The sequence below is a fragment of the Microbacterium sp. NPDC088619 genome, assembly GCF_044752825.1.
Classification (GTDB): Bacteria; Actinomycetota; Actinomycetes; order Actinomycetales; family Microbacteriaceae; genus Microbacterium.
Map to the genome: position 1 here is coordinate 1,338,878 of NZ_JBIVLZ010000001.1, position 23,890 is coordinate 1,362,767.

17 protein-coding genes are annotated in these 23,890 nt (G+C 67.6%); 8 read left to right on the forward strand and 9 right to left on the reverse strand.

Features of this window, described 5'->3' with window-relative positions:
- Nucleotides 1-68 precede the first annotated feature (68 nt).
- On the forward strand, nt 69-1,589 hold the full coding sequence (locus tag ACIP5T_RS06745) for a L,D-transpeptidase family protein (protein WP_400864652.1): 1,521 nt from the start codon (nt 69-71) through the stop codon (nt 1,587-1,589).
- A 109-nt stretch (nt 1,590-1,698) separates the two neighbouring features.
- On the opposite strand, the gene ACIP5T_RS06750 is transcribed toward ACIP5T_RS06745, so the two are convergent.
- The gene (locus tag ACIP5T_RS06750; RefSeq protein WP_400861725.1) at nt 1,699-3,918 is read right to left on the reverse strand and encodes an NADP-dependent isocitrate dehydrogenase; all 2,220 of its coding nucleotides are present in this window, start codon (nt 3,916-3,918) and stop codon (nt 1,699-1,701) included.
- A 180-nt stretch (nt 3,919-4,098) separates the two neighbouring features.
- Here ACIP5T_RS06750 and ACIP5T_RS06755 point away from each other — a divergent pair, with 180 nt between their 5' ends.
- From ACIP5T_RS06755 to ACIP5T_RS06785, 7 genes are all read left to right on the forward strand, one after another.
- Nucleotides 4,099-4,557 (forward strand): GNAT family N-acetyltransferase, encoded by a 459-nt coding sequence (locus ACIP5T_RS06755; RefSeq protein WP_400861727.1) that lies wholly within the window; start codon nt 4,099-4,101, stop codon nt 4,555-4,557.
- A 210-nt stretch (nt 4,558-4,767) separates the two neighbouring features.
- Nucleotides 4,768-5,781, forward strand: a complete 1,014-nt coding sequence (locus ACIP5T_RS06760; RefSeq protein ID WP_400861728.1) for a LacI family DNA-binding transcriptional regulator — start codon at nt 4,768-4,770, stop codon at nt 5,779-5,781.
- A gap of 124 nt (nt 5,782-5,905) precedes the next feature.
- The gene (locus ACIP5T_RS06765; RefSeq protein WP_400861730.1) at nt 5,906-7,213 is read left to right on the forward strand and encodes an ABC transporter substrate-binding protein; all 1,308 of its coding nucleotides are present in this window, start codon (nt 5,906-5,908) and stop codon (nt 7,211-7,213) included.
- Between the two features lie 58 nt (nt 7,214-7,271).
- Complete coding sequence (locus tag ACIP5T_RS06770; protein ID WP_400864655.1) at nt 7,272-8,237, forward strand: carbohydrate ABC transporter permease; 966 nt, start codon at nt 7,272-7,274, stop codon at nt 8,235-8,237.
- Nucleotides 8,237-9,124 carry a carbohydrate ABC transporter permease gene (locus ACIP5T_RS06775; protein WP_400861732.1) on the forward strand — a complete coding sequence of 296 codons (888 nt, stop codon included), beginning with the start codon at nt 8,237-8,239 and terminating at the stop codon, nt 9,122-9,124. The genes ACIP5T_RS06770 and ACIP5T_RS06775 overlap by 1 nt, the downstream gene beginning before the upstream one ends.
- Nucleotides 9,124-11,358 carry an alpha-xylosidase gene (gene yicI / locus ACIP5T_RS06780; protein ID WP_400861734.1) on the forward strand — a complete coding sequence of 745 codons (2,235 nt, stop codon included), beginning with the start codon at nt 9,124-9,126 and terminating at the stop codon, nt 11,356-11,358. Before ACIP5T_RS06775 ends, yicI begins: the two co-directional genes overlap by 1 nt.
- On the forward strand, nt 11,355-12,788 hold the full coding sequence (locus tag ACIP5T_RS06785; RefSeq protein WP_400861736.1) for a GH1 family beta-glucosidase: 1,434 nt from the start codon (nt 11,355-11,357) through the stop codon (nt 12,786-12,788). The genes yicI and ACIP5T_RS06785 overlap by 4 nt, the downstream gene beginning before the upstream one ends.
- Before the next feature lie 52 nt (nt 12,789-12,840).
- Here the strand turns inward: ACIP5T_RS06785 and ACIP5T_RS06790 are convergent, their stop codons facing one another.
- The 8 genes from ACIP5T_RS06790 to gabT all read right to left on the reverse strand — a co-directional run bounded on the left by ACIP5T_RS06790 (nt 12,841) and on the right by gabT (nt 23,837).
- On the reverse strand, nt 12,841-13,644 hold the full coding sequence (locus tag ACIP5T_RS06790) for a hypothetical protein (protein ID WP_400861738.1): 804 nt from the start codon (nt 13,642-13,644) through the stop codon (nt 12,841-12,843).
- Nucleotides 13,645-13,755: 111 nt separating this feature from the next.
- On the reverse strand, nt 13,756-15,570 hold the full coding sequence (locus ACIP5T_RS06795) for an ABC transporter ATP-binding protein (RefSeq protein WP_400861739.1): 1,815 nt from the start codon (nt 15,568-15,570) through the stop codon (nt 13,756-13,758).
- Complete coding sequence (locus ACIP5T_RS06800; RefSeq protein WP_400861741.1) at nt 15,567-17,498, reverse strand: ABC transporter ATP-binding protein; 1,932 nt, start codon at nt 17,496-17,498, stop codon at nt 15,567-15,569. Before ACIP5T_RS06800 ends, ACIP5T_RS06795 begins: the two co-directional genes overlap by 4 nt.
- Before the next feature lie 314 nt (nt 17,499-17,812).
- A complete protein-coding gene (locus ACIP5T_RS06805) occupies nt 17,813-18,310 on the reverse strand; it encodes a methylated-DNA--[protein]-cysteine S-methyltransferase (protein WP_400861743.1) in 498 nt (165 codons plus the stop codon).
- Nucleotides 18,307-19,806, reverse strand: a complete 1,500-nt coding sequence (locus ACIP5T_RS06810; RefSeq protein ID WP_400861745.1) for a DNA-3-methyladenine glycosylase 2 family protein — start codon at nt 19,804-19,806, stop codon at nt 18,307-18,309. The genes ACIP5T_RS06805 and ACIP5T_RS06810 overlap by 4 nt, the downstream gene beginning before the upstream one ends.
- 79 nt (nt 19,807-19,885) lie before the next feature.
- A complete protein-coding gene (locus ACIP5T_RS06815) occupies nt 19,886-21,334 on the reverse strand; it encodes an aldehyde dehydrogenase family protein (RefSeq protein ID WP_400861746.1) in 1,449 nt (482 codons plus the stop codon).
- On the reverse strand, nt 21,331-22,515 hold the full coding sequence (locus ACIP5T_RS06820) for an acyl-CoA dehydrogenase family protein (protein WP_400861748.1): 1,185 nt from the start codon (nt 22,513-22,515) through the stop codon (nt 21,331-21,333). Before ACIP5T_RS06820 ends, ACIP5T_RS06815 begins: the two co-directional genes overlap by 4 nt.
- The gene (gene gabT / locus ACIP5T_RS06825) at nt 22,512-23,837 is read right to left on the reverse strand and encodes a 4-aminobutyrate--2-oxoglutarate transaminase (protein WP_400861750.1); all 1,326 of its coding nucleotides are present in this window, start codon (nt 23,835-23,837) and stop codon (nt 22,512-22,514) included. The genes ACIP5T_RS06820 and gabT overlap by 4 nt, the downstream gene beginning before the upstream one ends.
- Nucleotides 23,838-23,890: the final 53 nt, after the last annotated feature.

Consider the following 23,890-nt stretch of genomic DNA (forward strand, 5'->3'; position numbering starts at 1 on the left):
ACCGTTGCCTCCCCGTTATACGCGATCGCGTAGCATATCGGTAAGGACACGCGAGAAACCGGGGGGTGATGTTCGTGACCGATCTGATCTCAGCGCAGGATGCGAAGACCGAGAAGCTGACCGAGGCGACCGCCTCCGGTGACCAGCTGCAGACCGTCGCGCCCGCCGGCTCCGGTGACGCACCCACAGACTCCCAGCCGCCGAGCAGCGGCGACCAGCAACTCGCCTGGGCGCCGAACGAGCCCGCCCCCAAGAAGAAGCGTCTCGGCCTGTGGATCGGCCTCGGCGTCGGGGCCCTCGCCATCGGCGCAGGCGCCGCATCGATGATCCTGATCGCCCCTGGCACCACGGTTGCCGGGATCCCCGTCGGCTGGCTCACGCCCGGAGCCGCCGCCGACACCATTCAGAGCCACGTCGCCGAGACCGAGGTCACTCTCACCGGAGCCGGCGACGACGTCGTGCTGACCGGAGCCGACCTGGGGGCCGCGATCGACGCGGACGCACTCGCCGACCAGGCCTTCGCAGAGCGACCGCTCTGGAACATCGGCGCCTGGATGGGCGAACCCGTCGCCGCCGACATCACCCTCGACCCCGCCACAGCGGAGTCCGCACTGCGCGAGGCAGTGCCGACGAGCTTCGAAGATCCGGTCGACGCCGGCGTCGTCTTCGACGCCGCAGGCGGTGGCTATGCGATCACGCCGTCGGCGACGGGCACTGCCGTCGACGTCGACGGCCTCACCGCCGCCATCGTCGCCACGATCGCGGATGGCGGCAAGAGCCTCGAGTTCTCCGGCGGTCCGGCGGAAGCCGCCCCCGCCGTCACCGACGAGGACGCCACGACCTTCGCCACCTCGCTGAACACGATGCTCGGCTCGATCGGCTTCTACATCGGCGAAGAGCGCACTGTCCCCGTCGACCCGGCCACCGCATCGACCTGGTTCTCGGTCGTGGACGACGAGGGTGAGCTGAGCATCGTCGCAGACGAGGCGGCGATCCAGACGACGATCGACTCCCTTCCCGCTGCCGTCGATCGGGCCCCTGTCAACGCCACGAACATCGTCGACTCGGCCGGCAAAGTGCTCCGCACCGTCGCCGAAGGCACCAACGGCCGCACGATCGGCGACACCTCGACCCTCGCATCCGATGTCGCTGCGAAGCTGGAGGCCGGAGAGGGCGTCTTCCCGATCGAAGTCGCCGAGACCCCGTTCGAATCGGTCAACCTGGTGCGCAAGATCGATGTCGACCTGAGCTCTCAGACGGCGACCCTCATCGAGAACGGCGCAGTCGTCCGTTCGTGGGCGATCTCCTCGGGCAAGAGCGCGACGCCCACCGACACCGGCAACTTCCGGGTGTATGCGCATGTGCGCGAGCAGACGATGAAGAGCCGCGAACCGGACGGGTCGATCACCGAGACGCCGAACGTCCCCTGGGTCACGTACTTCAACGGCGACGAGGGCTTCCACGGCACCTACTGGCACAACGACTTCGGCAACCCCCGCAGCCACGGGTGCGTGAACATGCCGATCGACGTCGCCAAGTACGTCTACGAATGGTCCCCTGTCGGCCTCGAGGTCGCGGTCCACTACTGAGCTTCGTCCCCGGCTGAGCGGGCGGTACGCCTCCCGCGAAAGACTCGGGCAGAACGACGAAGGAGGGGCCGGATGCTCACGCATCCGGCCCCTCCTTCGTTCATCCGTGTCAGCTCAGTGCGTCGACGATGCCGTTCAGCGTCGTGGACGGGCGCATGACGGCTTCGACCAGTGCGTCGTCGGGGCGGTAGTAGCCGCCGATCTCGACGGGCTTGCCCTGCACGGCGTTGAGCTCGGAGACGATCTTCTCCTCATTCTCCGCGAGCGTGGCGGCGATCGGAGCGAACGATGCTGCGAGCTCGGCATCCTTCGTCTGGTTCGCCAGCTCCTGAGCCCAGTACAGGCCCAGGTAGAAGTGGCTGCCCCGGTTGTCGATCGTGCCGAGAGCGCGCCCCGGCGAGCGGTCTTCTTCGAGGAAGGTGCCGGTCGCCGCGTCCAGCGTCTCGGCGAGGACGCGCGCCTTCTCGTTTCCGGTGCGGTCCGCGAAGTGCTCCAGCGAAGCGGCCAGCGCGAAGAACTCGCCCAGGGAATCCCAGCGCAGGTAGTTCTCCTCCACCAGCTGCTGCACGTGCTTGGGTGCGGAGCCCCCGGCGCCGGTCTCGAACAGCCCTCCGCCTGCAAGCAGCGGGACGATCGACAGCATCTTGGCGCTGGTGCCGACCTCGAGGATCGGGAACAGGTCGGTGAGGTAGTCACGCAGCACGTTGCCGGTCACCGAGATCGTGTCGAGGCCGTGACGCATGCGCGCGAGCGTGTAGCGGGTGGCCTCTTCGGGGGCGAGGATCGTGATGGTGAGGCCCTTGGTGTCGAGCGTCGCGAGGCCCTGGTGCACCTTGGCGATGATCTGCGCGTCGTGCGAGCGGTTCGCGTCGAGCCAGAACACCGCGGGCACGCCCGATGCGCGAGCACGCGTGACGGCGAGCTTGACCCAGTCCATGACCGGGATGTGCTTCGTCTGCGTCGCGCGCCAGATGTCGCCGGCGCCGACCTCGTGCTCGATCAGCACGGTGCCCTCGCTGTCGAGGACCTGCACCGTGCCGGGGGCGGCGATCTCGAAGGTCTTGTCGTGGCTGCCGTACTCCTCAGCCGCCTGAGCCATGAGGCCCACGTTCGGCACGGTTCCGATCGTGGCGGGGTCGAGCGGGCCGTTCGCGATCACGTCGTCGATCACGGCCTGGTAGACGCTCGCGTACGACGAGTCCGGGATGACCGCGAGGGTGTCGGCTTCGCCGCCGTCCTCGCCCCACAGCTTGCCGCCGTTGCGCACGAGCGCGGGCATGGAGGCGTCGACGATCACATCGCTGGGCACGTGCAGGTTGGTGATGCCCTTGTCGGAGTTCACGTACGAGACGCGCGGGCCCTCGGCGAGCGCGCGGTCGAAGGCTGCGGCGATCTCTTCGCCGCCGGCGACGGAGCTGAGGCCCGAGAGGATCGAGCCGAGACCGTCGTTCGGGTTGAGCCCTGCCTCAGCGAGCTTGTCGCCGTACTGAGAGAACACGTCCTTGAAGAAGACCCTCACGACGTGGCCGAAGATGATCGGGTCGCTGACCTTCATCATCGTGGCCTTGAGGTGCACCGAGTAGAGGATGTCGTCGTTCTTCGCCGTCTCCATCGTCTCCGCGAGGAAGGCGTCGAGGTGCGCGGCCGAGAGGAACGTGGCGTCGATGATCTCGCGCGGAAGGACCTTGAGGCCCTCCTTGAGGATCGTCACCGTGCCGTCTGCGGCGGTGTGGCGGAAGCTCAGGACGTCGTCATGGGCCGCGACCCATGAGCGCTCGTTGTTCTTGAAGTCGTCGTGACCGAGCGTGGCGACGCGGGTCTTGGACCCCTCCGCGAACGGCTTGTTGCGGTGCGGGTGCTTCTTGGCGTAGTTCTTCACCGCGAGCGGGGCGCGACGGTCGCTGTTGCCCTCACGGAGCACCGGGTTGACCGCGGAGCCCTTGATGCGGTCGTAGCGCGCGCGGACGTCCTTCTCCTCGAGGGAGGACGGCTCGTCCGGGAAATCCGGGATGTCGTAGCCCTGAGCCTGCAGCTCGGCGATCGCACCCTTGAGCTGCGGGATCGAGGCCGAGATGTTCGGCAGCTTGATGATGTTCGCCTCGGGCAGTGTGGCGAGGCCACCGAGCTCCGCGAGGGAATCGCCGACCTGCTGTTCCGGCGTGAGCTTCTGCGGGAACGCTGCGAGGATGCGTCCGCCGAGCGAGATGTCGCGGGTCTCGACCTCGATACCCGCCTGTCCCGTGTAGGCCTTGATGATCGGCAGGAGGGAGGCGGTGGCGAGTGCCGGAGCCTCGTCCGTGTACGTGTAGATGATGGCGTCGTCGGTCACCAGGAGGTTCTCCGTTCGCGAGGGCAGATTTGTCTCGATACCAAGATACCTGAGGCGCTCCCGGCGCACGTTCGCCGCGAGGTGGGGCGGACATCGACTTCCGGCATTCCGCGCGCGTGCACCCCTGACGAAAGTCGAGGGTTTCTGCGCGGAGACCCATCGAGGGGCTAGCCTGTGACTATGTCCGAACTGCGCATGGTCGAACTCTCCGCTGCGACGATCGTCGCCGTGAACAACCTGTCGCTCAAGCCCGGACAGGAGCAGTTCCTCGCTCCGGTGTCCTATGGCATCGCGGCGACGGTCATCAACCCGCAGACCTCCTGGCAGCGGGTCGTCCTCGAAGACGACCAGGTCGTCGGGTTCGTCAGCGCGAACTTCGACCCCGAGGCCCCGGAGGAGCACTTCCGCTCGGTGCTCTGGCGCATCAACGTCGACGCCGAGGGCCAGGGCAAGGGCGTCGGCCGCTTCGCCGTCGAGAGTCTGCTCGAAGAAGCCCGCACCCGCGGCTTCGACCACGTCAACGTCATCTACGAGGCCGGAGAAGACGGCCCGGAGGCGTTCTTCCTGCGCGTCGGATTCACTCCCGTCGGCGAGACCGAGTACTCCGAAGTCATCGCCCAGATCCGTCTCACTTCGTAGACCGGCGGCGGGGTCTCGAATCCCCTCCCCCATCGAGGCTCCGTCGCCCTCTCCGGTTCCGTGGTGGGACCGCTCCCGCGACCCTGGCGCCTAATTTGTTGCGAGCAGCCACAAAAGGGTTGCGCGCAGTCTCCGCCTCGGCCTATCATCGCTTTCGGAAGCACAAGCGAAACGCTTCGACGATGTGATGACAGCGACGATGGAGTCCCGATGACGACGATTCACGAGGTGGCCGAGGCTGCCGGAGTGTCGATCAGCACGGTCTCCTACGCGCTCAGCGGTAAGCGCCCGGTCTCGGAGAAGACGCGTCGGCGCATCGAGGACGCGGTGCAGACGCTCGGCTACGAGCCCGACGCCGGAGCACGGATGCTGGCCGGTCGACGCACGCAGATCTTCGGACTCACCGAGCCCCTGCGAGCGGATACGCACGCCCCGACCCACATGGCCTTCGTGCTCGCGACAGCGGTGGCCGCCCGTCGCCGTGGCTACGACATCCTCCTCCTGACCGACGAGCAGGCATCCGAGGGGATGAACCGGGTCGCCGCGAGCAACCTGGTCGACGCCATCCTCGTGCTCGACGTCGCGCCGGACGACGAACGCGCGGACATCGCCCGGTCCCTGCGCTCACCGAGCGTCTTCATCGGGATCCCGGACGACGCGCACGGTCTGACGTGCGTCGACCTCGACTTCGAAGGCACGGGCCATCTCGCGGTGGATCGACTGGCCGATGCCGGTCACACGTCCGTCACGCTGCTCGGCCAGACGGAGGTCTCGTACCGCAAGTCGAACTTCCCCCGACGACTGCTCCTCGGCGTGCAGGATCGGGCGGCCCAGCGAGGAGTCGACCTCGACTGGGCGACGACCGGCGACACGACGACCGACATCGCCGCTGTCCGCGCCTCTGCTGAGCTGGCATTGAGTCGGGGCGTCCGCGCGTTCATCGTTCACGCCGTCGGCGACGTCCACGAGACTCTTCTCGAGGCGATCGCGGCACATGGGCTGACGGTGGGCTACGACGTGTCGGTGATCTCGGCAGCCGCATCGTTCGACACCTCCTCGCTCGCGGTGCCGATCGACACGATCCCGCTCGTGCCGCAGAAGTCGTGCGAGCTCGCCGTCGATCTCGCCGTGCGACATCTGGAAGAACGGGGCACGCCCGCCCAGATCCACCTCATTCCTCCCGAGTACCACCCCGCCGGCTCGGTCGCTCCCGCTCGAGAGTGACCGCGCGCGGAGATCGCGCCCGCATCGCGGTCATCGAAACGCTTCGACGACTGCCTGATCACAACTGAACACCCGACCCATTGATGTGTCCGGCCCCAGGGCCACTGAGAAAGGAGTGCCGACGATGGCACGCACCACCCGCAGGACGAAGACGCTGGCGGCTCTCGCCGCGCTCACCGCGACAGGAATCGCTCTGAGCGGCTGCACCGCCGGTTCCGCAGACGAGGGCGGCGACGGAGACACCCTCAAGCTCTGGCATTACGAGGGCGCGGACAGCGCCATGGGCAAGGCCTGGGACGAGGCGATCGCGATCTTCGAAGAGGAGACCGGAGCCACCGTCGAGTTCGAGGAGAAGTCCTTCGAGCAGATCCAGAAGACCGCCAGCCAGGTGCTCGACACGGACGCTGCCCCCGACCTCATGGAGTTCAACAAGGGCAATGCGACGGCGGGGTTCCTGGCTTCCACGGGCCTGATCACCGACATCTCCGATGCCGTCGACGAGTACGGATGGGACGAGAAACTCGCCCCCTCGCTCCAGACCACCGCGAAGTACTCGGAAGACGGCGTGATGGGCGGCGACACCTGGTTCGGCGTCCCGAACTACGGCGAGTTCGTCGGCGTGTACTACAACCAGGATGCCTTCGCCGCGGCGGGACTGGAGATCCCCACCACCTACGAGGAGTTCGTCGACGTGCTCGACGCATTCGTCGCGCAGGGCGTCACCCCGCTCGCCGAGGCCGGCGCCGAGTATCCCCTCGGACAACTCTGGTATCAGCTCGCGCTGCTCGAAGGCGACCGCGAATTCGTAGACGCCTACCAGCTCTACGACGGCGAGGTCGACTGGCAGGGCCCTGAGGTCACCGCCGCCTCCGAGACACTCAAGGAGTACGTCGACAAGGGCTACATCGCCTCGGACGTCTCCTCGGTCAAGGCCGAGGATGCGGGCGTCTCGTTCATCAACGGCACCTCGCCGATCTTCGTGTCAGGCTCATGGTGGTTCGGCCGCTTCGTCTCAGAGGCCACCGGCTTCGACTGGACGATGACCGCCTTCCCGGGCGCAGACCTCTCGCTCGGCTCGTCCGGCAACCTCTGGGTCGTCCCCGAGAACGCCGCGAACAAGGAGCTCGCCTACGAGTTCATCGACATCACGATGCGTCCGGAGATCCAGGCGATCATCGGCAACAACGGCGGCCTCCCGGTCGCGGCCGACACGGCCGACATCACCGACGAGAAGAGCGCGGCGCTGATCGAGACGTTCAACGGCGTGCTGGATGCCGACGGTCTCGCCTTCTACCCGGACTGGCCCGCTCCCGGGTTCTACGACGTGATCGTGCAGGAGCTCCAGGGCCTCATAACCGGCACACAGGACGCTGAGACGACGAACACGAACCTCGGCGAGCAGTACGACGAGGGCACGTCCGAATTCCGTTGATCCGCTCGCGGGGGCGACGGCCGCACGGCGTCGCCCCCGCATCCTCCTGGAGATGAACATGTCACTCGTCACCCGCCGCGAGGGCCGCACGAAGCTGCCGCCCGAAGAGCCGTCGATCCCGCAGCGCAGCGGTGGGACCGGGGCCTACTGGATGTACCTGCTCCCGGGCTTCGTCCTGCTCCTCGTCGTCGTCATCGTCCCGCTGATCTGGAACGTGTATCTGACCTTCACGAAGTGGAAGGGCGTCCGCACACCGGAGTTCATCGGTCTCGAGAACTGGCAGAAGATCCTCACCGACAGCGACTTCTGGACCTCATTCACGAACTCGGTGTGGATGATCATCGCCATGGTCGTCGTCCCGACGATCGTCGGACTGATCGTCGCTGCGCTGCTCTTCGACGTCGTCGGGCGCAAGTTCGGGGGCAAGGTGGGCAGCTTCCTGCGAGCGACGTACTACCTCCCCCAGATCCTCCCGATCGCCGTCGCCGGCATCGTGATCGGCTGGATCGTCCGGCCGGGTGGCGACGGGGCGCTGAACCAGATCCTCGGATGGTTCGGCATCCCCGCCTACGACTGGCTCGGCCAGATGCCCTCGGCCCTCATCGTGCTGATGGTCGTCATGGTGTGGGTGCAGCTCGGCTACCCCGTCGTCGTCTTCATGGCGGCGCTTCAGCGCGTAGACCCAGAGCTCTACGAAGCCGCGGAGCTCGACGGCGCGAACTGGCTGCAGCGCTTCACCGCGATCACGATGAGCATCATCCGCCCGGAGATCTTCGTCGTCACGCTCACCTGCACGATCGCCGCCCTCAAAGTCTTCGGACCCGTGTACATCATCACGCGCGGCGGCCCCGCCGGAGCCACCCTGGTGCCCGCTTACTACGCCTATCAGGAGTTCTTCACCAAGCGGAACGTCGGTTACGGCGCGACCATCGCCACCGTACTGACCATCGTCGTGGTGATCGTGTCGATCATCTTCATCCGCGTGCAGAACTCGCTCGAGCGCAAGGAAAGGGCGGGTCTCTGATGCACGCCACCACCGCCATCGTCACCGGCAAGCCGGAGAAGACCCGCGCCCGCGGCGGAATGACCAAGAAGCGTCCGATCGACTGGCTCATGCTCGCGCTCGTCGTGATCGGCGCGCTGCTCATCGTCGCTCCGTTCTACCTCGTGCTGGTCAACTCGTTCAAGTCCCCCGTCGACTACGCGACGTCCGGTCCTCTCGCCTTCCCCGAGACCTTGGACTTCGGCGGGATCATCAAGTTCTGGGAGCGCGTGAACTTCCCCGAGAAGGTCTGGAACTCGCTCTTCATCGCGGGTGTCGTCTCGGTTCTCGCCGTCGTCATCTCGATGCTGAACGCCTTCGCCATCGGGATCGGCCGCGTCCGCGGGCGCAGCTGGATCGTGCTGCTGTTCCTGCTCGCGAACCTGCTGCCGCAGGAGGCTCTGCTCTACCCGCTCTACTACATGTTCAAGTCCGTCGGCCTGTACGACAACGTGTGGTCGGTCATCATCGTCTTCACCGTGATCCAGGCGGCCTTCGGCACCTACCTGCTGTCGTCGGTCTACGGCACGTTCCCGAAGGAGATACTCGAGGCCGCCTCGCTCGACGGCGCGAGCCGCTGGCAGATCCTCTGGCGCGTGGTCTTCCCCATCAGCCGCCCCACGCTGTCGGTGCTGCTCATCTTCTTCTTCATCTGGACGTGGAACGAGTTCCTCATCCCGCTGACCTTCCTCGCCTCGAACGCGAACCAGACGGTCCCCGTCGCGATCAGCGTGCTGCAGGGCGATCGACTGATGGACGTCACGACGACCAGTGCCTCGGCGCTCCTCGGCATCATCCCCACGCTCATCTTCTTCCTCATCTTCCAGCGCACCCTCACACGCGGCATCACGGCAGGAGCAGTCAAGTAATGAAGTTCACCGACGGGTTCTGGCAACTGCGTCCGGGCGTCACCGCGCTCTACGCGCAGGAGGCCTACGACATCGCCGAGACCACCGACACCCCCGACGGCCCCGGCATCGTGATCACGGCGCCCACCATGGTGATCGCCAAACGCGGCGACACCTTGAACCGTCCGGTGCTGACCACGACGCTCTCCTCCCCCGCCGAGGGTGTGGTGCGGGTGCGGATCGCGCATCACGAAGGCGGCCGCTGGCACGGCGGATTCGATCTGCCCGGGGCAGGCTCCGGGGCGGCGTCCGTATCGATCACCGAGGCTGGCGGCATCCTCGACGCAGGCTCGCTCGTGGCTCGCGTCAGTCACGGCGCACCCTGGGATCTCGCGTTCGAGGTCGACGGCAGGCGCGTGACCGGAAGCGGGCACAAGGCCCAGGGATACGTACGACTCGCCCCGGACGCACAGGTCGATGCCGGGATCGTCGACAATGCGCGCCAGGGTGGCTCGACCCCGAACGGATCCGTCTTCGCGCACGAGCAGCTCGACCTCGGAGTCGGCGAGCTGATCTACGGTCTCGGCGAGCGCTTCGGGCCGCTGGTGAAGAACGGCCAGTCGGTCGACATCTGGAACGCCGATGGCGGCACCTCCAGCGAGCAGGCGTACAAGAGCATCCCCTTCCATCTGTCCAACCGTGGCTACGGCGTGCTCGTGAACGACCCCGGCCACGTCTCGTACGAGATCGGATCGGAGTCGGTCGAGCGCGTGCAGTTCTCGGTATCGGGCGAGGTGCTCGAGTACTTCGTGTTCGCGGGTCCCACACCCAAGGACGTCCTGGGGCGGTACACCGCTCTCACCGGTCGCCCGCCGGTGGTGCCCGCCTGGTCTTACGGACTCTGGCTGTCGACGAGCTTCACGACCGACTACGACGAGCAGACGGTCAACTCGTTCATCGACGAGATGGCAGCGCGTGAGCTGCCCGTGTCGGTGTTCCACTTCGACTGCTTCTGGATGCGCGAGTTCAACTGGACCGACTTCGTCTGGGATTCCCGCGTGTTCCCCGACCCCGAGGGCATGCTGTCGAGACTGCACGACAAGGACCTGCGTGTCTGCGTGTGGATCAACCCGTACATCGCACAGCGCTCGCCGTTGTTCCGCGAGGCCTCGGATCAGGGCTTCCTCGTGCGGCGGGCCGACGGATCGGTCTGGCAGTGGGATCTCTGGCAGGCGGGGATGGGACTCGTCGACTTCACGAACCCCGATGCGACCGCCTGGTACCAGTCCAAGCTCCGCGACCTCATCGCGCAGGGTGTGGACTGCTTCAAGACGGATTTCGGCGAACGCATCCCCACCGAGGTGGTCTGGGCCGACGGCTCCGACCCCGAGCGGATGCACAACCTGTACACCGATCTCTATAACCGCGCGGTCCACGATGTGCTCGTCGAGGCGCGCGGCGCCGACGACGCCGTGCTGTTCGCACGCTCGGCGACCGCAGGCGGACAGAGCATGCCGGTACATTGGGGCGGCGACTCCACCTCGACCTACGCATCGATGGCCGAGACCCTGCGTGGCGGGCTCTCGCTGGCACTCAGCGGCTTCGCCTTCTGGAGCCACGACATCGGCGGGTTCGAGGGCACACCGGATGCCGGCGTGTTCAAGCGCTGGACGGCCTTCGGTCTGCTCGGCTCGCACTCGCGCTTCCACGGTTCCAGCTCGTACCGGGTGCCGTGGGCGTTCGACGAGGAGGCCGTCGATGTGACGAGGCGATTCACGCACCTCAAGATGCAGCTCATGCCGTATCTGTATCAGCAGGGCATCATCGCCTCGAGAACCGGTCTGCCCGTGATGCGTCCGATGCAGCTGGAGTTCCCCGACGATCCGGCCGTCGGATACCTCGACCGGCAGTACATGCTCGGCACGGACCTGCTCATCGCGCCCGTCTTCTCGGAGGACGGAGCCGTGGAGTTCTATCTGCCGGAGGGCGAGTGGACGTCGCTGCTCAGCGGCGAGACGGTCACGGGGGGCGGCTGGCGCCGCGAGACGCACTCCTTCGACTCGCTTCCGCTGTATGTGCGACCCGGCACAGCGCTCCCCTGGGGAGCCCGCACCGACCGACCGGACTACGACTATCACGATGGCCTTCAGTTGCGGGTGTTCCCCGGTGGATCGGGATCGACGTCGGTGACCGTCACGGCCCCGGACGGCCGTGAGAAGATCTACGAAACCGACCTGTCCGAGGTGACCCTGTGACTCTCTCCCCCGCCGATGACTACCGCGGATCCGGACTCGTGCTGCCCGAGGGCTTCACGTTCGGATCGGCGACCGCGTCGTACCAGATCGAGGGCGCAGCCGACGTGGACGGCAGGACGCCGTCGATCTGGGACACGTTCAGTCGGACACCGGGCAAGGTGTGGAACGGCGACACCGGCGACGTGGCCTGCGATCATTTCCACCGCGTCGATGAAGACCTCGATCTGATGTCGGAACTCGGACTGCAGGCGTACCGCTTCTCGATCGCCTGGCCGCGGATCGTGCCGACGGCAGACGGTTCGGTGAACCAGGCGGGCATCGATTTCTACTCTCGTCTCGTCGACGGGCTGCTCGAGCGCGGCATCCGACCAGTGGCCACCCTCTACCACTGGGATCTTCCCCAGTACCTCGAGGATGCCGGCGGGTGGACCTCACGATCGACGACAGACGCGTTCGAGCGATACGCGTCGATCATGGGCGCGGCGCTCGGCGACCGTGTGCACACCTGGACCACGCTCAACGAGCCCTGGTGCTCGGCGTATCTGGGATACGGGCAGGGAGGTCACGCGCCGGGCCGCCACGAGCCGGCCTCTGCTCTCGCTGCCGTGCACCATCTGAACCTCGCGCACGGGCGCGCGATCCAGGCGCTCCGTTCCACGTCGACCGGCGACCCCGACTACTCGGTGACGCTGAACTTCCACGTGCTGCGTGGTGTCGGCGACGGCGCGGACGAGGCCATGCGCCGGATCGACGCTCTGGCGAACCGTGCCTTCACGCACCCGATGCTGCGCGGGGAGTACCCCGCGGACCTCCTCGACGACACGGCCTCGGTCACGGACTGGTCGTTCGTGCACGACGGCGATCTCGCGACCATCAATCAGCCGATCGATGTGCTCGGAGTGAACTACTACTCCACGGCGACAGTGAGGCTGTGGGACGGGGTGTCGGAGAAGCAGCAGAACGACGGGCACAAGGGCACGGCCGGAGGCACTGCGTGGCCGGGCAGCGATCAGCTGGTCGAGTTCGTCGAGCAGCCGGGGCCCTACACGGCGATGGGGTGGAACATCGCCCCCGAAGGGCTCGAAGAGCTGCTCGTCTCATTGGCGGAGCAGTTCCCCGCGCAACCGCTGATGGTCACCGAGAACGGCGCCGCGTTCGATGACGAGGTCGCAGCGGACGGCTCCGTGCCGGATCCTCAGCGCACCGACTACCTGCGACGGCACTTCACCGCCGCTCATCGTGCGATCCAGCGGGGTGTCGACCTGCGGGGCTACTTCGTGTGGTCGCTGCTCGACAACTTCGAGTGGGGCTACGGCTACGCCAAGCGGTTCGGCATCGTGCGCGTGGACTTCGACTCGCTCGAACGCACCGTCAAGGACTCGGGGCACTGGTACAGGCGGCTGATCGCGTCACGGACGATCGGAGCCTGAGGCACCGTCCCGGTGCGAGCATCGAGCGCCGCCTCGCGAGTGGGGGCGGCGCTCAGCGCTTGTCAGGCCGCTTGCGCTCGTTCCACGCGGCGATGGCCGACGCGGCGGCGCCTGCGGCACGATCGATGGCCTCTGCCGATCGGCTGAAGACGTCCTGCGCGGCGTTCTGCCAGTTCGATGACGCCGACGGGGTCTCGCCCGCCTGCAGCCTCGCGGCGTGCTCGGCCGCTTCGAAGGCCCTCTCGAGGTCGGCGACCGCATCGCGGTATGCGGCGAAGTCCGCAGCGCTGACCCGCCCGGTGGCGGCGCGACGCATCTCGACCGCGTGGGCTGCCGCCCGGAGATACGCCGCTGTGGCTGGCTGTCTGACGTCGGTCATGGCCGGATACGCGATCTGCAGGCCTGCATCGGTCTCGTAGCTCATCCAGCGCACCACGATCGCCTCGTGCTGGGCCTGGAGGCGCTCCAAGGGACGCGGTGCGGAGGCTGCGGGAATCGCCGCACGCGCGGCACTGAGGCGCACCTGCTTCGCGCGGACGTCTGCGGACGCGGCTTTGGCGTCGTTCTCCTTGGCGCGCAGCATCCGCTTGGCGCCGGCGACCTGCTCGGGTGTGGCCCGACGCGCGCTGCGTTCCGCCGAGATGCGGGCGACGTCGGCCCGGGCGAGCTTGACGGCCATCCGTCGTTCGACCGCTGTCTGCTGGGCGGACTTGAGGTCGTGTCGAGCCGCGTCGTACTCGAGGCGTCGGCCGCTCTTCGTGCTTCGACGACGGAACCCGACCGCGCCGGCGGCGACCCCTCCGGCCGCGATGGGCGCGACCCACCACAACTCGACGGCGAGCAGCAACGGATCCATACTTCGATGCTACCCAGGCCTGCGGCTCCCCGCTCCGCCGTCTCGACAGTGAACGACCGAGGCCACGCCCGGCGAACGGTCGTGGCCTCGGTGTTCAGGAGTCCCGCTGGTTCACACCAGGGTCTGCTGCCAGGCGGCATGCAGCTGCGCGAACTTCCCCGTTCCGCTGATGAGCGTCTCGGGGGTGTCGTCCTCGATGATCTGTCCGTGCTCCATCACCAGCACCCGGTCCGCGATCGCGACCGTCGAGAGACGGTGCGCGATGATGATCGCCGTGCGGTCCTTGAGCAGCGTCTGCAGCGCATCCTGAATCAGACGCTCCGAAGGGATGTCGAGCGATGCGGTGGCCTCGTCGAGGATCAGCACTGCCGGGTCGGCGAGGAACGCGCGGGCGAACGAGATCAGCTGGCGCTGACCTGCCGACACGCGACCTCCGCGCTTGTTGACGTCGGTGCGGTACCCGTCGGGCAGCGACGAGATGAACTCGTCCGCCCCGACCGCGCGCGCAGCCGCACGTATCTCGTCGAGCGAGGCATCCGGCTTCCCGAGGGCGATGTTGTCGGCGACCGTGCCGCTGAACAGGTAGGCCTCCTGAGTCACCATGACGATGGCTCGACGGAGATCCTTCGGATGCAGATTGCGCAGGTCGACCCCGTCGAGAGTGACCTTTCCGATCGACGGGTCGTAGAACCGGGAGATCAGCTTCGCGAGCGTGGACTTGCCCGCTCCCGTCGTGCCGACCAGAGCGATGGTCTGCCCCGCCGGGATGTCGAGCGAGAAGTTCGGCAGGATCGTCTTCTCACCGTTGTAGCCGAACGTCACCTCATCGAACTCGATGTGTCCACGGGACTCCCAGAGATCCACCGGCTTCTCGGGATCCGGAACCGTCGGCACCTCCTCGAGCACGCCGGACACCTTCTCCAGCGCCGCCGTGGCGGACTGGTAGGAGTTCAGGAACATCGCGATCTCCTGCATCGGAGCGAAGAAGTTGCGCACGTACAGCACAGCCGACAGCAGGACGCCCACGGTGAGCGCGCCCTCGGACACTCGGATCCCGCCCCAGAGCACGACGATGCCGAGCACCAGAGCCGCGACGCCCATCAGACCGGGTTCGAACGTGCCGAACAGCAGCATCGAACGGCGGTTGACGTCTCGATACTCACCGGCGATCTTCTGGAAGGTCACGTCGTTGCGAGGCTCCTTGCGGAACGCCTTCACCGCACGGATGCCCGTCATCGTCTCGACGAACTGCACGATCACCTTCGCGCTGATCACGCGGGACTCGCGGTAGACGAGCTGCGAGCGCGAGTAGAACCAGCGCATCAGGAAGAACAGCGGCACACCGCCGATCGCGAGGATGAGGCCGGACTGCCAGTCCCACACGCACAGGGCGATGAAGGTGAACAGACCGAACAGCACACCCGAGACGAGCTCGTTGAGGCCGCCGTCGAGAAGCTCCTTGATGGAATCGAGGTCGCTCGTCTGGCGCGAGATGATGCGACCGGACGTGTACGACTCGTGGAACTCCAAGCTCAGGCGTTGCGTGTGCAGGAAGATGCGCTTGCGGAGATCGAGCAGCACCGCCTGGGTGAGCTTGGCCGCGATGATGACGTACCAGGCGATCATCGCCGCCGCGACAGCACCGGCAAGGAGGTAGACCCCGCCGATCATGAAGGTCGGCATCCAGTCCGCGCGCTCGAGCACTGCGGGGAGCGCCCGGTCGAGCCCGATGCTGATGAGGATCGGGCCGGCGACCTGGAGCGCCGTCGAGATCACGAGCACGATCGCCGCAAGCGCGATCTGCGCCTTGAGGGGACGCACGAGGGAGCCCAGCAGTCGGAGCGACCGACGGCGGATGGCCCGGCTCTCCTCCTTGGTGTAGCTGGAGCGGTCTTCGTCTTGCGTTCCGGTGATCGCCGAGCTCATCGCTGCACCTCCTTCTCGGTGATGATGTCTTGGTCGGCGGCATCCTCGCGGATCCCGGCCTGGACTGCGGCGTCGATCTCGTCCTGCTCATCCCGGATGATCGGGATCGCGCCCGTGCGCGCAGCCTCCTCGGCCTCGAGGCTCGAGATGACATGCCGGTAGTGACGACTCGTCTTCAGCAGTTCACTGTGCGTTCCGACTGCGGTGACCCGGCCGGCTTCGAGCAGGGCCACGCGGTCGGCGAGTGCCACGGTCGACGGCCGGTGCGCCACGATCAGGGCCGTGGTGTCGGCCAGCACGTGCCGCAGCGCCTCTTCGACGAGAGCCTCGGTGTCGACGTCGAGCGCAGACAGCGGGTCGTCGAGCACGAGCACCTTCGGGTTGGCTGCGACTGCCCTGGCGAGCGCCAGACGCTGACGCTGCCCGCCGGAGAGGCTCAGCCCCTCCTCGCCGATGACGGTCTCGACGCCCTCGGGCAGCGAATCCACGAAGGCCGCCTGCGCGACGTCGAGCGCCTCGCGCAGCACACGCTCGGCCTCCTCGCTGTGCACGTCGAGGTCGGCACGGCCCAGCAGCACGTTCTCACGAACCGTCGCTGAGAACAGCGTGGCGTCTTCGAAGGCCATCGCGATGTGCTGGCGCAGCTCGGCAAGCGGGAGGTCCCGCACGTCGACGCCGTCGAGCGTGACCCGCCCGCCGGTGACGTCGTAGAGACGCGTCGGCAGCGTGGTCAGCGTGGTCTTGCCGCTGCCGGTCAGTCCGACGAGCGCCATGGTCTCGCCCGGTCGCAGCACGAGGTCGATCCCGTCGAGCAGGTCGCGCTCGTGCGCTCCCGCATCCTGGTACCGGAAATGCGCCGCCTCGAAGGCCAGCTCGCCGCGGGGTTCCGCGATGTGAACCGGATTCTCGGGGTCGGTGATGGAGTTCGTCTCAGAGTAGATGTCGAACACGCGATCGGTCGCGGTGCGCGCGTCGAGCATGAACGAGAACAGGAAGCCGATCGACTCGATGGGCCAGCGGAGCACCACGGCCATGGCGAAGAACGCGAACAGCTGCGCCTGGTCGATCTCGCCCTGAGAGATCAGCCAGATTCCCGACATAAGGCTGAGACCGAAGGCGATCTGGGGCATGAGGTCGAGCCAGAACCAGATCGACGCGATCGCGCCCGCCTTGCTCATCTCGGTCTCGCGCAGCGTCTCGGCCTGACGGCTGAAGCGCCCCAGGGCGTGCTTGCCCCGACCGAAGGCCTTGAGCACGCGGATGCCGTGCACGCTCTCCTCGACGCTCGTCGCGAGGTCCCCGGCCTGGTCCTGGCTGCGGCGGGTGAGCGCGCCGTAGCGCTTCTCGAAGAGGTAGCCGCGGATCCACAGCGGGATGGCGGTGACGATGAAGATGACGCCGAGCAGCCAGTGCCAGCGGAACAGCAGCACCGAGCCGATGATGATCGTCAGCACGTTGACGACGAGCAGCACGAGACCGAATGCCAGCCACCGGCGGATCAGGCCGATGTCCTGCATCATCCGGCTCAGCAGCTGCCCCGACTGCCAGCGGTCGTGGAACGAGACCGGCAGCGTCTGGAGCCGCGAGTAGAGCTCGGTGCGCATCTTGTATTCGACCTGCGTCGCGGGGTTGAGCACGAACTGACGGCGCAGCCAGACCATCAGCGCCTCGCCGAGGGCGAGGCCGAAGACTGCGAGCGCGCCCCAGGCGATGGCATCGATCGCGCCGGTCTGCACCGGTCCGCGCATGATCTGCTCGAGCACGATCGGAATCATCAGGGCGATGATCGCGGCCACGAGCGCGCTGGCCGCACCACCCGCGAGCCGCCAGATGACAGGCTTCACGAAGGGCTTCAGACGCCACAGCGCGGCCGGCGTGGAGAGAGAGGAAGAGGAGGAGGCGTTCTGCGATGAAGGCGAGGAAGACATGTCTCTCAGACGAGTTTCGTATGGGGAAGCGGTTGCTGAAGGGGGCGGACGCGGCAGGGGACTCTCGGAGTCCGGCATCCGGTGAGGTCGTGCGTGTCGGAAAGGGGCTCTAGCGGAGCGGGCGCACCGGGGTCGAGCCGAGAGCGGCGATCTGCACGATGGCGATCGATGTCATGGTGTCCTCCTCAGGCTCGGCGATGTCGTCCGGTCGGTGCGACAGCCCACCAGCCTATTCCTGTGAACAAGCTGAGCGCAAGAGAGATTCCCGATTGCTCAACGCCGTCTTCCTCGGGCGGCGTCGCGTCAGTTCCCCCTCAGCCTCGTGCGGCCTCGCGTTCCAACAGGTTCGCCTTGACGTCGAGGCCCCAGGCGAACCCGCCGAGCGTGCCGTCGGATCGCAGCACACGGTGGCATGGCACGAACAGCGCCGGAGCGTTGCGGGCGCAGATCGAGGCCGCTGCCCGCACCGCACGCGGGTTGCCGAGGCGCGCTGCGAACGAGGTGTAGGTCAACGGCTCCCCCGGCTCGATCTCACGCAGCGCCGACCATCCGGCGAGCTGCAGCATCGTGCCCGTCTGCTTGACCGCGACCGCATCGATCGCAGAGAGGTCTCCTGCATAGAACGAAAGGGCCGCGGCCGCCGCATCCGTGTCGCGTTCGCGCACCTCCGTCGGTCGGTCGCGGGGCGAGAGGCGGGCGACGATCGTCGCCTGATCGGCCGTCCACCCCGAAGAGAGCACTCGCTGATGCTCGTCGGCGAGGATGGTGAACGGCCCGTCCGGGGTCTCGATGGTCTGGATGATGGCGTTCATGAGGTCTCCTTCACAAGAGTGGTGGTGTGGGACGCACGCGTGCGTCGAACGGGCCGCGCCGGTGCTGCTCGCCAGAGATGTGCACTGAGATAGCTGCGCCACGGAGCAGCGCGCTCCGCCCACGCGACGAGAGGCAGCGGATCACCCGGGAGTCCGGAAGCGGCAGCTCCTGCACGCAGTGCGACGTCGCCCGGGAGAATCACATCGGGATCGCCCAACACGCGCATCCGCACGTAGTCGGCCGTCCAGGGGCCGATGCCCGGCATCGCGAGCAGCGCCGCGCGCTGCTCCACCCCGTCATCTCCCACCGTGAGCCTCAGGGTTCCGTCGGCGAGTGCCGTGGCAGCACCGACGATCGCCCTGATGCGTGCCCCCGGCCCCCGGAGCACCTCGGCTCCTCGCTCGGCGATCGCCGACATCGTGGGGAACAGCAGCCCTTGCTCTGTGCGCTCCCCCAGCGCATCGGTCAGGGCGGTGAGCGCGGTGCGAGCGGCGACGACCGTGATCTGCTGGCCGATCATCGCGCGGATCAGCATCTCATGCGGATCCGCCGAGCCGGGCACGCGGATGCCGGGGGTGCGTGCGACGAGCGGAGCGAGCTCCGGGTGCGCGCTCAGCGCCTGATCGATGGCGAGCGGGTCGGCGTCGAGATCGAAGATCCGTCGCACGGTGGACACCAGCGGAGCGAGGTCGCCCAGCTGGGCGACGCGCGCGCGCAGGTGCAGCCGCTCCGCCGCGTCCTGACTCACTTCGAACCACGCCGCCCCTCCCGCCATACGCAGATGGCGGGAGAACGACGTCGCGGTGGCCTCCTCGACTCCCGACACCGCACGGGCCGCCATCCAATGGAATATGCCGGACGCATCGAGGGGTCCGCGATACGGAAGGACGAGGTCGATCGCTCCAGGCGCCGTCGACGCAGGCGTCTTCCGTCGAGCCCTGAGCTCACCCGGCGTCAGGCCGAATACCTCGCGGATCGTGTCGTTGCACTGCCGGATGCTCGCGAAGCCCGCGGAGAACGCGACATCGGAGATCTGCATATCGGTGCCGACGAGCAGCATCCGCGCGGTGTGAGCCCGGTGTGCCCGGGCGAGAGCGAGCGGGCCCGCTCCGAGTTCGGTCGAGAGCAGTCGAGTGAGGTGCCGTGTCGAGTATCCGAGGCGCACGGCGAGGCCGGACACTCCCTCGCGCTCGACCACGCCCGAAGAGATCAGGCGCATCGCGCGGGCGGCGACGTCGCTGCGCAGATCCCACGCGGGCGAGCCGGGGGCCGCCTCGGGGAGGCAGCGCTTGCAGGCGCGGAAGCCCGCTTCGTGGGCCGCAGCGCTGGTCGGATAGAAGGTGACGTTCTGCGGCTTGGGTGTGCGGGCGGGGCAGCTCGGCCGGCAGTAGATGCCGGTGGAGCGCACAGCGGTCACGAACTGACCGTCGAAACGCGTGTCACGTGCGCTGATCGCACGATATCGCTCGTCGAAGTCGGTCACGGGGAAGCTCATGCCCCCACTCTGCCACTGGCACCCGACACCGGCTGGCGGAAATCGGACATCGCGGTGACCCCCGGGCGCCGCAGAGCGATCAGCCCTTCAGATACACCGTGGCGGTCTCGGTGAAGAACTCCCGGGCCGCGGCTCCCTGTTCCTTCGGGCCGAGCGCACTCGCACCGCTGCCACCGAACGGCACGTGCAGATCGGCACCGGCCGATGCCGAGTTGATGTGCACCACACCCGCCCTGATCTCCTCGATCGCGCTGAGAGCGTCCGCGAGACCGGTCGTGAAGACTGCGGTCGAGAGGCCGTACTCACTGTCGTTGACCAGCGCGATCCCCGCTTCGGTGCTCGAGACCCTGCGCACGCCGATCACGGGGCCGAACAGCTCGTCCGTCCACAGCTCGCCCGGGTCGTCTTCGTTCAGCTCGAACACCGACGGCGCGATGAAGTAGCCGTCATCGAGGTGGCCGGGCCCATACGGTTCCGGAGCGACCACCGCTGTCGCCGAGGTTCGAGCGCGCGCGATGGCCGCCGCGACGCGGTCCCGCGCGGAGGCGTCGACGACGGGTCCGACCTCGACCGCCCGATCCTGGGCGTCGCCCACGACCATCCGCTCGGTGCGCGCCGCGAGCCGGCGCAGGAACTCGTCGGCGACCGCTTCGTGCACGATCACCCGAGACGTGGCGGTGCACTTCTGTCCGGCGGCACGGAACGCGCCGATCGCCACCTGCTCGACGGCGACGTCGAGGTCGGCATCGGCGAGCACGAGCGACGCGTTCTTGCCGCCCAGCTCTCCCTGGAACGGGATGCCGCGCGCCGCCAGCTGCGCGGCGATGATGCGGCCCACCTTCGTGGATCCGGTGAAGGTCACCGCATCCACGTTCGGGTGCGAGACGATCGCCTCACCGACCGCGGCCGAGCCGTTCACGAGATTCAGCACTCCCTGCGGCAGACCGGCCTGCTCGAGCGCCTCCGCGAATCGCATCGCGAGCACCGGCACGAACGTCGCGGGCTTCCAGACCACCGTGTTGCCCCAGACCAGGGCGGGAGCGAGCTTCCACGCCGGGATCGAGATCGGGAAGTTGAACGGCGTGATCGCCCCGACGACCCCCACCGGTCGTCGGATCACGAGGATGCGCTCGCCCGGTGTCGGCGACTCGAAGACACCGCCGCTCTGGCGCTCGACCTCCTGTGCGTGGAAGCGGAGGATGTTCGCGGAGTGGCCGGTCTCGGCGATCGCTTCGACGAGGGTCTTGCCCTCTTCGCGGGCCAGCTCCCTCCCCCACTCGTCACGATGTGCCTCGATGATGTCGGCTGCGCGGAGAAGGATGCCGGCGCGTGCGCGTGCCGGTGTACGACGCCAGCCGTCGAAGGCCGCGCGGGCCGCCGCATAGGCGCGGTCGACGTCGGCATCCGACGCTCCCGGCCCCTCGGCGACGACGTCGCTCGGTCGGCTCGGATTGACGTCGACGAGGGTCTCTCCCCCACCCTCGACCCAGGATCCGGCGATGAAGTGGCGCAGGGCGATGACGGTCATGATGCTCCCTCGGTATCAGTGCTGCGGAAGGCGGAGAAGCCGGTGATGTGGGCGCCCAGCACCAGCGTGTGCACCTCGTCGGTGCCCTCATACGTGCGCACGGACTCGAGATTGGCGGCGTGGCGCAGCGGCGAGTAGTCGCCGGACACCCCGTTGCCCCCGAGGATCGTCCTCGCCTCCCTCGCGATGGCGATCGCCGCCCTGGTGTTGCTGAGCTTGGCGACCGAGATCTGATGCGGCTCGAGTCTTCCCGCATCCTTCAGCCTGCCCAGGCGCAGAGCGAGCAGCTGGGACTTCTCGATCTCGACCGCCATGTCGACGAGTTTCTGCTGCGTGAGCTGGAACGCGGCGATCGGCTGGTTGAACTGGATGCGGGTGCGCGAGTACGACAGGGCCGTGGCGTAGCTGTCGCGCGCGGCGCCGATCACACCCCAGCCGATGCCGTACCGCGCCTCGTTCAGGCACGAGAACGGGGCCCTGAGACCGCGTGCCTCCGGAAGCTGAGCGGTCGCCGGCAGGCGCACGTCGGTGAGCGTGATGTCGCACTGGATCGATGCGCGCATCGAGAGCTTCGGTGCGATCGGCGTCGCGACGAAGCCGTCGGTGTCCGTGGGCACGATGAAGCCGCGAACGCCGTCATCCGTCTGCGCCCAGATGATCGCGACCTGCGCGATCGAGGCGAGACCGATCCACCGCTTCGCTCCGTTGATCACCCAGCCGTCGCCGTCGCGACGAGCGAACGTGGTCATGCTCGAGGGGTCGGATCCGGAGTTGGGCTCGGTGAGCCCGAAGCATCCGATGACCTCGCCGCGTGCCATGCGCGGCAGCCACTCCTGCTTCTGCTCCTCGCTGCCGTGCTTGTGGATCGCGCTCATCGCGAGCGAACCCTGCACCGACACGAAGGTGCGCAGACCCGAGTCGCCCGCTTCGAGCTCCATCGCGGCGAGCCCGTACTCGACGGCGCTTCGGCCGGCGCACCCGTATCCCGAGAGGTGCATGCCGAGCAGTCCGAGCTCGGCCAGCTCCGGCACCAGCTCGGTAGGGAAGATCGCGCGGTCGTACCAGTCGGCGATATGGGGACGGATGCGGGTGTCGACGAAAGCACGCACGCGATCGCGCGACGCCCGTTCGTCATCGCTGAGCATCTCGTCGAAGTCGAGCAGGTCGGGAACGGCGGTCATGCTGCGGCCTCCTCGGCGGCGATCGAGCGGATGGAACGGCTGAGGATCTCGAGCCCGGTGTCGAGCACGGCCGGCTCGATCACGAGCGGCGGGAGCAGGCGGATGACGTTGCCGTGCGTGCCGCAGGTCAGGGTGAGCACGCCCGCCGTGTGGCAGGCGGCGGTGACGCGCTGGGCGAGGTCGGCGCGTGGCGCGAGGGTGTCGGGGTCGGCGAATTCGAGGGCCATCATCGCTCCTCGCCCTCGCACCTCGGCGATCACCGGGAACTCGGCGAGCAGCGGCTCGAGGTGGGCACGGATGCTCTGCTCGATACGTGTGACGCCCGGCAGCAGCTCAGGGTCCTCGAGCACCTCGAACACGGCGAGCGCCGCGGCGCAGGCGAGAGGGTTGCCCGCGTACGTGCCGCCGAGGCCGCCCGTGTGCGCGGCGTCCATGATCTCGGCGCGGCCCGTGACAGCGCTCAGCGGCAGCCCGCCGCCGAGCGCTTTGGCCGTGAGCGTGATGTCTCCGGCGACTCCCTCGTGCTCGCTCGCGAACAGACGACCCGTGCGGCCGAGGCCGCTCTGGATCTCGTCGATGACGAGCACGATCCCGTGTGCGTCCGCTATCCGGCGGAGCCCCGAAAGGAAGCCTTCAGCGGGAACGATGAACCCGCCCTCGCCCTGGATGGGCTCGACGACGAGCGCGGCGAAGTGGTCGGCGCCGTGCTCGATGACGATCCGCTCGATCTCAGAGAGTGCGGCATCGGGTCCCTCCCCACGCAGCGGGTTGGCATTGGGCCCCCGCACGACATCGTTCGGGAAGGGGCCGAACGTGGTCTTGTATGGGTGCTCCTTGGCCGTCATCGCCATGGTCAGCAGGGAGCGGCCGTGGTAGGCCTCGTCGATCACGAGCACCCCGGGCCTGCCGGTGTGCGCCCGCGCGATCTTCACCGCGTTCTCAACGGCCTCGGCTCCTGTGCTGAACAACGCGGTCCGCTTCTCGAAGTCGCCGGGCACGTGCGCGTTGAGCCATTCGGCCACACGTACGAACCCTTCGTACTCGGTCACCATGAAGCAGGTGTGGGTGAAGAGGTCGAGCTGGGCCGCGACGTTCTCGCGCACGCGGGGATTCGCCGCGCCGACGCTGGTCACGGCGATGCCGGAGGCGAGATCGATGAGCGTGTTGCCGTCGACATCTTCGAGCGTGGAGGTGCCGGCGCGGGCGATGAAGACGGGAAGGGTGATTCCGAAACCGGAGGCGACGGCGGCGGTGCGCTGAGCGTGGAGCTCGCGCGATCGCGGCCCGGGGATCTCGGTGATCAGATGCGGAGCGGTGGTCATGAGGTCGACGCTAGAACGCCATAGAGACGTCGAGGGTGACACTTCGCCCAGTC